The sequence below is a fragment of the Stutzerimonas stutzeri genome (genome assembly GCF_002909485.1).
Classification (GTDB): Bacteria; Pseudomonadota; Gammaproteobacteria; order Pseudomonadales; family Pseudomonadaceae; genus Stutzerimonas; species Stutzerimonas stutzeri_AH.
Window position 1 is genome coordinate 256,789 of record NZ_PPXG01000008.1, and the last position, 13,967, is coordinate 270,755.

The window sequence follows — 13,967 nt, forward strand, 5'->3', positions numbered from 1 at the left end:
TTTCCTACACATTGTGTTGCCTAATTAAAAGGTCCTGCTCAGATGTGGTTATGTGATCCTTATCAGTTAATTGACACGCCCGCTGAAAACAACGTGTTGCATACTGAGTCTTTGGGCCATCGATTCCATCTAATGCACCACTGTAGAATCCCAAGTTCTTCAACCGAGACTGCCGGCCAAGAACGTCATTAGCAGGAGCTTGCTTATTAATGTCTAGCTCCCATGTCCATGCCTGATGCTCTTGCCCGAACGGATAGAACGTCAGAGTGGCTTTTTTGGCTCCATTCGGAAGCGGTTGATCAACATGTCCGCCCTCGGCAGTGGTTCCTCTGTGTTCAATTCCGTCCACATTCAATACGTATGGCTGACCAGCTATGCCTTCATTTTCAAATGGCCGCTTGAGCTGTAATCGCAATCGGTTGCCTAGCTCCCTGGTAGGTTGGGAGGCAGCCACGTTGCCGGATGCCTGCTTGAGCACGTCCCCCGCCTCGTCCTTGTCCGCCTCGCCCGGCAGCACCGGCGGCTTGATCTTGATCCCCGAACTCTTGCCCGGCGCGCCGCCGGCGTTGATTCGCGCTAGCGGGCCAGAGACGGTGATGCCGCCTGGGTCGAGCTTGATGAAGCTGCCGCCTGCTTTGAGCGTGAGTTCGATGCCGGCTTCGATGACCATTTTCTGCCCGGCCTTGAGGTGGATCTCGCGGCCAGCCTTGGTCAGCTGGGCGGTGCCGAGCTTGATGTGTTGGGTCTGGCCGATGGTGAGGTGGTCGTCTGGTTTGACTTCGACCTTGCGATTGCTGGCAATGGTCAGGTGTTCCTCGGCCCGGAGCTCCGTGAAACTTGCGGCCTTGACGGTGTCGTGGCGCTCGTGGCCGACGCGGATCTTCTGGTCATGCTCGATGTTCTCGTCCCAGTCGCGCTGGGCGTGGAGGTAGATCTGCTCGGCGCCCTTGCGGTCTTCGATGCGCAGTTCGTTGTAGCCGCCACCGCCCGGGCTGCTCAGGGTCTTGAACACCGTGCGGGTCTTGTTCGCTGGCAGGTCGTAGGGGACCTGGTGTTCCTTGTGGTACAGGCAACCGGTCACCAGGGGTTGATCAGGATCGCCTTCGAGAAAGGTGACCAGTACCTCCATCCCGACTCGCGGAATGGCGATGCCGCCATAGCGGTCGCCGGCCCAGCTGGAGCTGACGCGCAGCCAGCAGCTGGTCTTGTCGTCGGCCTGGCCTTCGCGGTCCCAGTGGAACTGAACGCGCACGCGACCGTATTCGTCGCAGTGGATTGCTTCGCCAGCGGGGCCGGTGACCACGGCGGTCTGGCTGCCGAGCACCTTCGGTTTCGGATGGCTCAGAGGCGGGCGGAAGGGGATGTCCCAGGGCGTGGCGCTGAAGTGGTTGCGGTAGCCTTGTTGGAAGTCGGAGCTGGTAAGAGCCCCCTCACCCCAGCCCTCTCCCCACAGGGGAGAGGGAGTCAGCGCGGAGCCGCCTGATAGGTCGGTGACGGATTCCTCCAGCACCTGCGGTTGTTTGCCTTCATGCAGCACTTCGGTGAGCAGCCAGAGGTCGTTCCATTCCCGGCGCGGGTGGTCGGAGATTTCCAGTAGATGGCCGCTGGCCAACCGCGGCTGGTCGCTGTTGCCCTCGGCCAGGCGGTAGTCGTGACGGTGGCGTTCCAGGGCGCGTTGCGAGATGTGCTTGCCGCGGGCGCGTTCGGTGAAGCGACCGGGGTAGTCGTAGTCCTCCAGGTCGGGCTGCGGCATGGCGTTCGCCGCCAGCTCGCCGCGGTGGGCTGCTTCCATCAGCAGCCTGGGTTGTTCGAAGTCGTAATCACGCCGGCTGACCCGGCTGGTGCGTGTCGCGATGCGCACGGCGAAGCGCTTGATCACCGGCTCGTCAGCCGTCATGCCGTTGTCCTGCAGATAGGCGGTCGGCTGGCCGAGTCGGGCGAAGCTGGTCTGGTCGTCGCCGAAGACCAGGACGTGGCCTTCCGTGCTGTGCTCGAAGTGATAGTGGATGCCCTCTTCCTCGCACAAGCGTTGAATGAAGTGCAGGTCGGTTTCGTCGTACTGCACGCAATACTTGCGTGGCGGGTAGACCACCGGGCCGAGCTGGAAGCGGTAGGCGTTGGCCTGGATGCCGTGTTCCTCGAGTACCCGGGCAACGATCTGCGGCACGCTCAGGTGCTGGAAGATGCGCTGGTTGGTCCGGTGTGCGAGATAGGCCAGCTGCGGCACGAGCGTTAGCCGGTAGCGGGTCAGGCGTTTGCCCGATTCACCCTGGGCGATGCGGTGGACCAGGCCGTGGATACCCGTGCCGGCGGGGTCGAAAGCGAGAAAGGCGGGTTTATGCAGCAGCGCCTGCATATCTAGGTCGGGGCGCTCGCTGACCAGTTCCAGGTCGAAGCGATAGGGCTGACTGATGGCCTCGCGGCCCTGGAATTCAAGCACCTTGAAGTCGTGCTCGACGCCTTCCAAGATCAAGCTGAAGTGGGTTTCATTGGCCGCGTTGAACATTGGGCTGTCCTTGTCCTGATCTCATCCGTGGGAGTGGCCGAACCAGCGCTGCCAACGGCTCGGCGCGGGGCGGCTGAAGGCTTGCCACAGACCCGCCGCATCGATGCTGCGCTGCGCTTCGTCGAATGCCAACGCCAGACGCAGCGACGGCCAGCAGTGCGCGGGCAGCTGAGGCGGCCGCTGCAGCGCGCGGTCCAGTTCCATTGCCTTGGCCTGGCGGGCGCTGAGCCGACGATATGGGTGGCTGCCGCTGGCCAGCTCGTAGAGCACGCAAGCCAGCGCATAGATATCGGCGCTGGCGGTCAGCTCGCCGCCATCAAGCAACTCCAGTGCGGCATAACGCGGCGTCCAGGCTGCAAAACGCGTGCGGCACAGGCGCGGCAGACCGGGCAACAGGCCTTCCAGCGGTTGACCGAGGCCGTAGTCGAACAGGCGCAGGCCGTCATCGGCGAGCATCACGTTGCTCGGTTTCAGGTCGCCATGCAGCACGCCCAGGCTGTGGGAGTAGGTCAGCGCTTCCAGCAGCGGTAGCGCGATGCCCTGCAGTTCGCTCCAGGCCATGCCCTGCGGGCGTTCGCACAGCAGCTGATCGAGGGTTGGCCCCTTGAGCAGCTCCAAGGTGATAAAGGCGCGCTGGCTGGCCGGGTCAATGTCGAAGTTATATAGGCGCACCACATGCCGATGGCTGAGGCGTGTGGTCAGCGCGTACTCGCTGTAGAGCAGGGCGCTGGCATCGGGATATTCGGCGAAATCCTCGCTGAGCGTCTTCAGCGCCACGTAGGGTTCCGGATCGCCGAACTGTTCGCGCAGCAGGTCACGGGCGCGATAGACCGCGCCCATACCGCCGACGCCGAGCAGGCGCTCGATCCGGTAGCGGCCGCCGAGCACTTCCGGAAGCTCGCCGGCGATGGCCTTCGGCTCGACCGTTGCCGGCGTCGCCGCGGTGGACGCCAGGGCAAAGTAGGTGAGGTCGCTGGCCTGCAGTTGCGGTGCATTCATCGGCGGATCACCACGGCGCTGATGTTGTCCCGTGCCGGCCCCTTCAATGCCTGGCGAAACAGCCGCTCCAGTGCCAGGTGTGTGGATGGGAGGCTAAGTGCCGCACCGAGGGCGTCGGCGGACATGCTCTGGTAGAGGCCATCGCTGCATAGCAGCAGCGTGTCGCCCGGGAACACGGCGAATTCGAGGATATCCAGCTCCAGTTTCTCGCTGGCCCCGATGGCGCGGGTCAACGCGTGGGCGGCTGGGTGTTTGGCGGCTAGCTCGGGGCTGAGCTGCTGCTCGTCGATCAGTTGCTGCAACAGCGAGTGGTCGCGTGACAGCTGATAGAGACGGCCGCTGCGCCACAGGTAGCAGCGGCTGTCGCCGGCCCAGATGCAGGCGGCGTGGTCACCCTCCATGAGCAGGGCGACCACGGTGCTGCCGATCACCGGATCGGGGCGTTCGGCGGTGACCGTCAGTTCCTGGCTGAGCCGGCGATTCAGCTCGTGCAGGCAGCGCCGCAGCGCCAGTACCCGCTCCGGCAGGTCGCCCGTAGTGGATAGATCGGCCAGCTGCTCGACGATCAGGCGACTCGCCAGGGCGCCGTTCTGGTGCCCGCCCATGCCGTCGGCCACAGCCCAGAGGCCGGCCTGCGGCAAGTCGAGAAAGGCATCCTCGTTGCGCGCCCGCACCTTGCCAGTGTCGGTGCGCGCGGCGCTGCGCCAGCTGCATGCCGTTGCGTTCATCACAGCGTCGCCGGCAGCTTGAAGCCGCGCAGCAGCGCGAGGTCGAACGGATTCGGCGAGCGCTGCGCGTGCAGCAGGTAGTTGGCACGCAGACCGCCGAGATCGGCTTTGAGCATCAGCACGTCGCGGCCGCTGTGGTAGTCGACCTGCATCAGGTCGATCAGGCGGAACAGCGACCAGGGGCCGGTGTTCTTCTCGATGCCGACGCGACGCCCGCCCAATTCTTCCACCACCAGGCTGGTGCGTCCGTCATCGGCTTCGGCCGGCCAGCGGAACGCGGTCTGCACGATTGGGCCGTGGCGATACTCCATCTGCTGGTTGCCGAAGCGGAAATCGGCACGACCGAGGCTCGAATCCAGCGAATAGGGCTCGAGCTTGAACAGTATCTGCGGCTCGTTGGGGTTCTCGGCGAAGAAGCTGCGGCGAATCGTCTGCGCCCGGCTCATCTGCGCGAGGAACTGCTCGGACAGCGGCAGACCGCGACCGTCGACCCGGCGCAGCTGGTACTGGCCAGCGCTGCCGCTGACGAAGGGCTTGAGGTAGCGCTCGAAGAAGCTGTCCGCTAGACCCTGGGCCTTGAAGAACTCGCGGAAGTCGGCGAGGGCGACGTCGCTGGCGCTGTGGGCGCTGAACGGATAACGCTCGCGCAGCGAACCGCGGTAGCTGGCGTAGAGCTCGTTGCGATAGCGTTGGTTGAGGTAGTGGTAGGCATCGGTGAGCACCAGCGACCAGCTGTCTTCGGCCAGCAGCCCCAGCCACTTGCCGACCGGTTGCGGCAGCCGTGCTGCGCTGCTGCGCAGTTGGTTGATGGCGTCGCGCTGGCCGCCCATGCGTGCCTTGGCCATCTCGAATGCGGCCTGTTCCGGTGCGCTGGCATGGGCCAGGGAGGCCAGCTGCAGTTGCAGGGCGTCAAGTGCCTGCAGGCTGGCGCTCAGCTCGGGGCCGGCTGCGCCGTTTTCGTCGAGCAATTGATGCAGCGGTGCAAAGCGGCGCTCCAGGGCCTTGCGCGCGGTGTCCGGCAGGTTCTTCAGCAGGGCGGCCTGGGCCTGCTCCGCTGCGGCGGTGGCCAGCTTGGCCGCCTTGCCAAGCTTGCCGCCAGCGTTCTGGGCGGCATCGGCCAGTTCGCCGGCCTCCGCAGTCGCTTCCGCGAGACCGGCGAAGCGGGTGTTCTCGCGTACTTCCAGCAGCAGTTGCAGCAGCGGCGAATTGGCAGCGGTGAGCCCGGCGAGTTGCGCGGCACCCTGCGCCGCACTACCGGCGGGGAGAATGTTCAACTGGGCGATCGCTTCGCTCCAGTGCGCGGCGTAGTCGCGGAAGTACAGCTGTTCCATTTCCACCAGCAGGCGGCCGAGGTCCTTGGCGCTGAGGCTGTCACCTTCGCCCAGCACCCAGTTGTCACGCAGGATTTCGCTGACCAGCTCGGCGCCCTGGGCGACGAACAGCTTCTGATAGCCGCGCTGGGTGTAGAAGCCGGGAATCGCATAGTCGCCGCCGACGAACAGGGACGCCTGCGCGCCGAGCTGGGTGTTCAGTCGATAGTCGGGAAGGTTGCGCGCCTGATCGCGCAGCATGCGGTAGACCACTGCCGCCAGCGATTCGCTGCGCAACTGGGCACGGGCCTTGGCCACCAGATTGTCGTTCAGCTGATACGGCGCGAACGACTCCTCCAGCAGGCGGGCAAAATGGGTGTTCAGGCCTTGCTGGGCAACCGCGTTGCCGCTATGACGCAGCGACCAGTCGGCGGCCAGCCAGTCCTTGAGGAAGGCCGCATCCCGGCGTTCGGCAAGGTTCAGCATGAGGTATGCGCGCAGGCTACCGAGCAGCTGTTCGCGATCATTCAGGTTGGCGCGGATCTGCGCTTCCAGCTGCCGACCGACCCGTGGCAGCAGTAGCTTTTCCAGATTGCGGCGGTAGGCGTCGTGCAATGTCGGGTCGACCGCTTCGCCCTGGTACAGCCCTCCCCGGCGCAGCCAGGACACCTCGTCCCGCGGTGGGAAAACCTGGGTCGCCGCGTAGCTCGCGTCCAGCGCCTTGAGGGTGCGCAGTGCCTCGTCTTCCGCTTCGATGGCCTTGCGTTCGCCACCAAGCGTCTGGGCGATGTCACGCAGTTGTTCGAGGCGCTCGTGGTTGCTGGAGAAGTTCAGTGCCCAGGCGCCGCCGAACAGCACCAGGCAACCGAAGGCGCCTGCATAAAGCGCGCGCTGGCCCCAGTCGATGCGGCGGACCTCGCGCTGATCGAGGCCCGCCAGTTCGGCTTCGGGAAAGATCACCCGGCTGAGCAGTTGATTGATGAAGCGTGCACGACCGCTGCGGAAGGTCGGCAGTGCGCTGCTGGCCAGGCCGAGCTGGCGGCCGATGCCGGCAGTGAGCGGGTCGAGACCTTCGCGTAGCTGCGGCGCGCTGGTCAGGTAGAAACCACGCAACTGGCTGGCACGCTGGTAGCGGTTGCCGGCAAACGCGAGTTCGATGAACAGGCTCAGGCGCTCGCCGATCTGCCCCAGCTGATGCGGAAAGTCGAGGATGCGTCCGCGGCGCTGGGTGTCACGTTCCTGGTGCATGCGCATGATTACCTGGCTGTTCAGCCGGCGCAGCAGCTCCTCGAACTCCTCGCGTACCACCTGCGCATCGCTGCCGTTCTGCTCCTTACGGAAGCTGGCGCCGAGCACCTGATCGCTTTCCTCGCGGGACAGCTGATCGAAGAACTCGTCGAAACCGAGAATCCGATCGGCCTTGCTCAGCACCAGATAGACGGGGACATCGACGCCCAGGCGCTGGTGGATCTCATGCAGGCGCTGGCGAGCCTGACGCGCAAGATTCTCCAGCTCCAGTTCATTGCCGCCTAGCAGCTGATCCACTGGCAGGTTGACCAGTACGCCGTTGAGCGGTCGGGCACGGCGCTTGCGCAGCAGGCCGAGCAGAGTGTCCCAGGCGCTACCGTCGACGGCGGCGTCGGGCTGGGTCAGGTAACGGCCGGCAGTATCGATCAGCACGGCATGATCGGCGAAGTACCAATCGGCGTAGCGGGTGCCGGAGACGTCCTTGGTCAGGCGCTGCTGCTCGCTGCGGTTGAGCGGGAAATCCAGCCCGGAGAAATCCAGCAGGCTGGTCTTGCCGCTGCCCTGGGGGCCAATCAGCAGGTACCAGGGCAGCTCGCTGCGCCATTTCTCGCTGCGCCCGCGGTAGAGGCTGGAGGTTTTCAGGGTGCGCAGCGCCTGCCTGAAGCGATGGCGCAACTCCTGTTGCTCTTCGCCGATCAGGCCGTCGCGGCGTAGCTGCTCCTGAATGTCCTGGTCCTGGTCCTCGGCATCGCGCTTCTTGCGCGCGCTGGCGCGCCAGCTGGCGAAGACCATGGCCAGGCCCCAGCCGAGGAACAGGACGCTGATGCTCAGCAGACGACTGCTGGATGACTCCCAGAAGCGGTGGTCATTCACCGCCAGCAGCGGCCCGATGAACCACACCAGAACCGCCAGCAGCAGGACCAGCAGCAGGCTCCAGACCCAGGTTCGGCGCAGCACGGCGCCAAGTTTGCCGAAGAACGTCTTCATCTCATTTCATCCCTGAAAAGGTGGAGTCGCCGGCATCCATGTCCAGCGAGCGATAGGGCTGCAGCACGCTCTCGCGTTGTTCGCCGAGGACCCAGGCGAAGCCGCCGTAGATCACCCCGAGGCACATCAGGGTGAACAGCGCGACCATCCACCAGGGCACGATGCGCACCAGGCGCCGGCGGGTGTCCTTGAGGCCCTCCCAGTGCGGCGACAGCTCGCGCGGTATGTCGCCACGCATCTGCCTGATCTGCCGGTAGAGGCTGTCGCGCACCGCTTCCAGCTCAAGCATGCCGCGCGGCAACACGCGGTACTTGCCCTCGAAGCCGAGGGACAGGCACAGGTACATCAGTTCGAGCATCGGCAGGTGCTTGACCGGGTTGCGCGATAGCCGCTCGAGCAGCTGGAAGAACTTCTCGCCGCCGAAGGTCTCGTTGTGGAAGGAGGACAGCAGGCTCATCTGCGACCATTCGCTCTCGTTGCCCCAGGGCGTGGTCACTACGGCCTCGTCGAGAATGGTGCAGAGCACGTAGCGCGCCGCCATCACCTGACTGCTCTCGGCGCCGTCGTGCAGGGCGCGGTGCTCGAACAGCTTGATCGCGCTGCTCAATTGCCGGTGCAGTGCCTGCAGGTCTTCGCTGTCCAGGCTGTGCTTGAGCCGTACCACTTCCGAGAGCAGCGGCGAGGCGGCGGCCACCAGCGGATTGAGACTGATGTTGAAGGTTTCCGCCGGGCGCAGGCGGGCGGCGTAGATCATCCGCTCCTCCAGCTGCTCGAAGCGCGGCGGGGTGTCGAAGTCGGTCAACGGGCTCTGTGCCGGGGCCTCGCCGGCGCGGTTGACGATGACCGTGTGGTCGTTCTGTCCGTAATCCATTTCCTTGATCATGTCGCTCAGTCCCTGACCGCCCAGAATTTCAGTTCGAGCCCGGTGAAGTCACCGGACACATGGAAGGCAAAGCCGCCGGAGCGCTCCAGCTGCGCCTGGTCCTCGGCGCTGAGCTCCAGGGCGAAATAGGTCTTGCCGGCATGGAAGGGGATCTGCCGCGGCGCCACCGGCAGCGGATTGAGACGGATACCCGGCAGGTGCAGGTTGACCAGCTGGCGGATGCGCTCCACCGGACCGATCTTCAGATGCGCCGGCAGGCGGGTGCGCAGGGTTTCCGAATCGCATTGCGCGCTGGCGGCGAGCACGAAGGAGGCCGAGGCGAGCAGCTTGTGGTCGTGCAGCGGCGATACCTGGATGCCGTACTGGCGCTGCTGCAGCAGCAGTTCGATGGCGTGCTGCTCCAAGACCATCGACAGCACCTGACGGATCGCGTCCATCAGCTTGCGGAAGCTGGCGCCCTGGTCGCTGTGCTGGTAACGGCCATCCAGCCGTGAGCGCTTGCTCTCGCTGGAAAAGGTCGCCAGCTCGCCGAGCAGGCCGAGCAGGTCGCGATAGATCTGCTCCGGATGCACCTGCTCCACGCCTAGGTAGTGGCGCAGCACCGGCTCGTGACGGTTGATCAGCTGCAGCATCATGAAGTCGCCGACCTCGGCGCCACCCACCTTGCCGGTGGCGCTGATGCGTTCGGCGAGAGTGTCGCCGCGGTGGGCGAGCATGCTGATCACTTCCTTCAGGCAGGACAGCAGATAGCCGGAAGCCTGGAAATTGACGTAGGTAGGGATGAACTCGGGGTCCAGGCTGACGACCGCGTCGGGGGTGGTATCCATCACCTCGCACAGCTGCAGCTTCACATAGGCTTGGTCGCTCTGCTGCTCGCCCAAGAGCAGGCGGAAATCCGGCAGTCCGGTGCTGACCTGGCTGGTACTGCTGTCGCCGGCATTGGAATCGGCGACGTCCAGCTCATGGGCGGTATAACGCGCCAGCACGTCCTTCTGTTCGGGACGGCGGGTCTCGATGTGGTTGCCGGTGACCAGTGGCAGCGCGAGATAGACCGGTGTGCTGCCGGTGTTCGGCGGGATGTCCAGGGCCAGCGGCTCGCGCTCGCTGCCCAGCTCGAATAGGGTGCCGTCAGGGAGGATGCCGCTGGCCTGGCTGAGCACCAGCTTGCCCATGTTGAGGAACTGGCGGTCGATCTCCAGGTTGAAGAAACCCCAGGCGTAGCTGCCCAGCTTCTGGGTGCGCGCCTTGAGTTGGTGATCGTAGTAGCGATCGCTCTGCTGGAAGTGCTGCGGACGCAGCAGCATGCCTTCCTGCCAGACAACCTTGTGCAGGCTCATGCTTATTTTCCTTCTTCGGCAAGCGGATCGAACAGCGCGATGCCGCGCTCATCCAGGCTCAGGGCGACATGGGTGCGCGCCTGCGGCGGCAGCGAGATGACGTAGCGCCAGCTGGCTTCCGGCAGGTCGCGGTAGGCGGCCAGCACGCCGATGTAGCGGCTGCCGTCCTGTACCGAAAGCTTCAGTTCACGGCTTTCGCCCGGGCGTAGTTCCAGTTCCTCGGAGGTCACCAAATCAGGCACCAGGGCTTCCTTGGGCCGCTGATAGAGGGCGAAGAAATCGCCGTTCTCGAACGCCACTGGATGCTTGAGCTCCAGCAGGCGCAGCACGATCGGCGAGGGCCGGCCGTTGAGGTCGGGGTTGAGACGGTCGCTGCCGTGCAGCTCGAGATCCAGCTTGGTCAGCTTGGAGTAGGGCGAAAGCGCCGAGCAGCCGCCCAGCACGAGCAGCGAGGCCAGCATGGCCAGCATGGCCAGGGTAATGCGACGAGGCATGGGATCATCCTTGATGGGTGGAATCGAGGGTGGCGATCAGGCGCACCTGCTCCTCATAGGTCTTGGCGAAGTCACGGGCGAACAGCCGCTCGCTCCAGTCGGCGTCCTGGCCGAGGCTGTGATGCAAACGGCGATAGGCGCGCCAGCGGCTGCCGGCGGTAGCGATCAGCGGCTTGCGGCCCTCGCGCTCGAAACGCAGCGCCAGCTGTTCTGGCGCCAGTTGCTCGAACATTGCGTGGACGGCTGCGCGGCTGGCAGCCAGCAGTGCCACCTGATGCGCCTGCAGGTCGCGAAAGGCACGGCCGATGGCCTGTTCAGCCGGCAGCTGGCCAGGCTTGCCGCCGCGCAGCAGGGCGGACATTGCCTCGCCCGCATCGGGGCTGTGCTTGAGCGGGTTGTTGCCGGCGCTCTGCACGGTGGTCAGTGACAGGCGTAGTTCATTCTTTAGCTCGCTGCGGGTGCGCAGGCTCTGCTGCAGGCCGCCGATGCTCTGCTTGAGCAGGCGTGCGGCGTTCAGTGCCAGCGCCAGACGCTGGTCCTCGTCCAGATCCTCGAGATCGAAACCCAGCGCGTCGCCGAAACGCTCCCAGAAGCCGGGCGGCAGGTGTTCGGGCTCTGGCTCGCGCTTGGGTTCGGTCGCGGCCGGTGGCATGACCAGCTCCGGCAGCGGCAGGCTTTCGGTGTCGATGCGAGCGTAGTCGCGCTGCTGGGCCTGGCGCTGCGGCGCCACCAGTGCAAGGTCAAGGTCGTCGACTTCGGCATAGATGCGCTCCTGCTGATCCATGGCAACCAGCGGATCGAGGTCGAGGAAGGCATCGTCGGGGATGATGGTGCCAGCCGGCTGCGGGCGCCCGACGTCTCCTTCGAACAGTGCCGGGTCCTGGATCAGCCGTGCGCGGATCTCGAAGTCGCCCAGGCAATAGACGCTGCCATGCTCGATGCGCTGCGGCTGGCCCTTGACCAGGCTGGCGCCACTGTCCTTGAGCTGGATGCCGTTGCTGCTGGTGTCGGTGAGGAAGAACGCCCCGTCGCGATAACTGATCACGGCGTGGCGCCCGGAAAGTACACGTTTGCGATCCGGGATCACCCAGTCGCAGCCTTCTGCCCGGCCGATCACGCCGCCGGCCTGCTTGAAGGTTTTGGCGGTCAGCAGACCCGGCACGAATTGCTGGGCGCCCACCATATCGAAGACCAGTTCCATGGTCGTGTCGCTCCTTGCGGTTACTTGCCGCGATTCAAAGCCTGCGGGTCGCCCAGCGGACGATATTGGTCATCGTTGAATTTGTAGTTGCCGGTGCAGCCTGTGAGCAGCGCGGCGGCGATGAGCGAAACGAGGGCGTAATGGCGCATTGGCACGCGATTTCCTCCTTGAAGTCGTGTGTGGGGGCGAGGTGCGCGCGGCGCGACCTGGTGCCGACATTGAAGTTCACTTATCTCGCCGACTCGGTGATCGGGTTCACATAAAGTCGGATGGATGCGTCTAAAACGAGCGTGAGATCAGGTTGAGGCAGGCTAGGCAGCCGAATGGATAACGTAATGGCTGGCGAAAGCGCTGAGCACGGATGCGCGCCGAGAGGAACGTATGGGGTAGGTCATGCCCGCACGGGTTGCAACGGCTCTTTCGGAGTCGGAACAGCACGGCGGCGTGGCCTGGGGCACTGAGCGGGCTAGTAAGCAGAAACAAAAAAGCCCGCATGGGTGCGGGCTTCTTGGGGTGTTTCGTAGCCTGGCGGAGGCAGGTAGAAACAGATATTTGGCGCACCAGGCGGGATTCGAACCCACGACCCCTGCCTTCGGAGGGCAGTACTCTATCCAGCTGAGCTACTGGTGCGTTGCGGGGCGCAATCATACGCATGTCGCCGGCAGGCGTCCATGCCGGTTCGGACGGGCTTGTGCATGGCGCCGGTGGTGGTTGGTGCGACTTTATCACTGCTGCTCCGGGGCCGATTCGGCTGGTACCCTTGCGTGTCGCGGCCGGGGGCCGTGGTTGTTCGGTTTTTCGGGGGTTGGGGATGTCGGGCCATATCAAACTCTGGGACGTGCCGCTTCGGCTGTTCCACTGGTTGTTCGCTGCTGCGGTGATCGCGGCCATCATCACGGGATGGTTGGGTGGCAACCTGATGCCCTGGCACGGGCGTCTCGGTTTGCTGGTGCTGGGGCTGCTGGTGTTCCGTCTGGTGTGGGGCTTCGTTGGGTCGACCTACGCACGCTGGTCGCGGATATTTGCTGCCACCGTTGGCGTGAAGGACTATCTACAGGGCAATTGGCGCGAGGCGGGACACAATCCGCTCGGCGCGTTCTCGGTGCTGGCGATGCTGCTGCTGGTGAGTTTTCAGGTGACCAGCGGGCTGATGGCGACCGACGATATTGCGTTTCAAGGGCCGCTCCATGCGCTGGTCAGCAGTGAAATCGGCAGCTCGCTGAGTGGCCTGCACCGTCAGGCGAAGTGGCTGTTACTGGTATTGATCGGTATGCATATCGCGGCGATCGGTTATTACACGCTGGTGATGCGTCGGCCCCTTGTGCGGGCGATGATCGCAGGACGGGCAATCCGAGAGCACCCGACACAGCAAGACGCCAGGGGTGGGTCGCTGGTGGCGGCCGCTCTAGCTATCGCTTTGGCGGCCGGTGGCGTTTGGGGCATACAGTCGATCGCCGACTGGGCCAGGCCGGAGCCTGCTGCCGTGGCGCCTAGCCTCGACTGGTAAGTACAGCCGGCGGACGCCGGCCGTGCTTGAGCGCCAGCCCATCGTGCGTTTGCCTGACTGGACCCCCTGATTGGTGGGCTAAAGCCCACCCTACGCCAGACTGCGGATGGTCAGTCTTCGCGGAACTTGTCGTGGCAGGACTTGCAGCTGCCGCCGACATCGCCGAAGGCCTTCTTGATCGCGGCTTGATCGCCTTCTGCGGCGACCTTGGCGAGCTGGTTGGCGGCGGCCGTGAAGTTGCGGCCGATCTGCCCGGCTTCGTCGAGGTTCTGGAAGAACTCGGGCTTCAGGCGAGTCGCCTTGCTCAGTTGTGCCGTGGTGGTGTCCGGGCTGTACAGGCTGCCCATGCCGGAATTGGCAATGGCGGCGATGGCATTGGCGGCGGCAGCCACTTTGGCCTGGTCGTAGGGCTCCTTGCCGTCGATTACCTGGGCCTTGATCTTGCCCATGTTCCATGACATGAACTGGTAGCCGGCCTGGCGGGTTTCGACCATCTCTTCCGGCTTCATTTGCGCCTGGACGGCAGTGCTGGCCAGCAGGGCGGCGGCCACGGCGCCTGTCATCAATGCTTTCACGGTAACTCCTTATCGATCCTTGGTTGTCGGCGGCCTAGGCCGCTTGCGCGGAACTATACCCTGACCAGTAGTAGGGTTTGGGTAACAAGTCGTGACAGACCGTGCGATGCATCAGGCTGGTCAATGGCGCGACAACGTCATGCGTCATGAGCTTGCCGGGCCGGTGGCTGCGGTCCTAGCATGGCCTTTCGC

The 13,967-nt window shown here is 64.7% G+C and carries 11 protein-coding genes and 1 tRNA gene; 1 reads left to right on the forward strand and 11 read right to left on the reverse strand.

The window, feature by feature from the left end; genetic code table 11:
* Nucleotides 1–4: 4 nt before the first annotated feature.
* The 10 genes from tssI to CXK91_RS19170 form a co-directional block, all read right to left on the reverse strand.
* Nucleotides 5–2,506, reverse strand: coding sequence for a type VI secretion system tip protein TssI/VgrG (tssI, locus tag CXK91_RS19125; RefSeq protein WP_103457641.1), 2,502 nt, complete (start codon nt 2,504–2,506; stop codon nt 5–7).
* A 21-nt stretch (nt 2,507–2,527) separates the two neighbouring features.
* Nucleotides 2,528–3,505: a serine/threonine-protein kinase gene (locus CXK91_RS19130; protein ID WP_103457642.1), complete on the reverse strand. Its 978-nt coding sequence runs from the start codon at nt 3,503–3,505 to the stop codon at nt 2,528–2,530.
* Complete coding sequence (locus tag CXK91_RS19135) at nt 3,502–4,233, reverse strand: PP2C family protein-serine/threonine phosphatase (protein ID WP_103457643.1); 732 nt, start codon at nt 4,231–4,233, stop codon at nt 3,502–3,504. The genes CXK91_RS19130 and CXK91_RS19135 overlap by 4 nt, the downstream gene beginning before the upstream one ends.
* Complete coding sequence (gene tssM / locus CXK91_RS19140) at nt 4,233–7,778, reverse strand: type VI secretion system membrane subunit TssM (RefSeq protein WP_103457644.1); 3,546 nt, start codon at nt 7,776–7,778, stop codon at nt 4,233–4,235. The genes CXK91_RS19135 and tssM overlap by 1 nt, the downstream gene beginning before the upstream one ends.
* 1 nt (nt 7,779) lies before the next feature.
* Complete coding sequence (gene icmH / locus CXK91_RS19145; protein ID WP_103457645.1) at nt 7,780–8,661, reverse strand: type IVB secretion system protein IcmH/DotU; 882 nt, start codon at nt 8,659–8,661, stop codon at nt 7,780–7,782.
* 5 nt (nt 8,662–8,666) lie between these two features.
* The gene (gene tssK, locus CXK91_RS19150) at nt 8,667–9,998 is read right to left on the reverse strand and encodes a type VI secretion system baseplate subunit TssK (protein ID WP_103457646.1); all 1,332 of its coding nucleotides are present in this window, start codon (nt 9,996–9,998) and stop codon (nt 8,667–8,669) included.
* 2 nt (nt 9,999–10,000) lie between these two features.
* Nucleotides 10,001–10,492, reverse strand: a complete 492-nt coding sequence (tssJ, locus tag CXK91_RS19155; protein ID WP_103457647.1) for a type VI secretion system lipoprotein TssJ — start codon at nt 10,490–10,492, stop codon at nt 10,001–10,003.
* Nucleotides 10,493–10,496: 4 nt separating this feature from the next.
* Nucleotides 10,497–11,693: a type VI secretion system-associated FHA domain protein TagH gene (gene tagH / locus CXK91_RS19160; protein ID WP_103457648.1), complete on the reverse strand. Its 1,197-nt coding sequence runs from the start codon at nt 11,691–11,693 to the stop codon at nt 10,497–10,499.
* Between the two features lie 20 nt (nt 11,694–11,713).
* A complete protein-coding gene (locus tag CXK91_RS19165) occupies nt 11,714–11,848 on the reverse strand; it encodes a type VI secretion protein (protein ID WP_103457649.1) in 135 nt (44 codons plus the stop codon).
* A 398-nt stretch (nt 11,849–12,246) separates the two neighbouring features.
* A tRNA-Arg gene (locus CXK91_RS19170) sits at nt 12,247–12,323 on the reverse strand.
* A 181-nt stretch (nt 12,324–12,504) separates the two neighbouring features.
* Here CXK91_RS19170 and CXK91_RS19175 point away from each other — a divergent pair.
* Nucleotides 12,505–13,200: a cytochrome b/b6 domain-containing protein gene (locus CXK91_RS19175; RefSeq protein ID WP_103457650.1), complete on the forward strand. Its 696-nt coding sequence runs from the start codon at nt 12,505–12,507 to the stop codon at nt 13,198–13,200.
* Nucleotides 13,201–13,310: 110 nt separating this feature from the next.
* Here the strand turns inward: CXK91_RS19175 and CXK91_RS19180 are convergent, their stop codons facing one another.
* On the reverse strand, nt 13,311–13,763 hold the full coding sequence (locus CXK91_RS19180; RefSeq protein WP_103457651.1) for a c-type cytochrome: 453 nt from the start codon (nt 13,761–13,763) through the stop codon (nt 13,311–13,313).
* Nucleotides 13,764–13,967 lie beyond the last annotated feature (204 nt).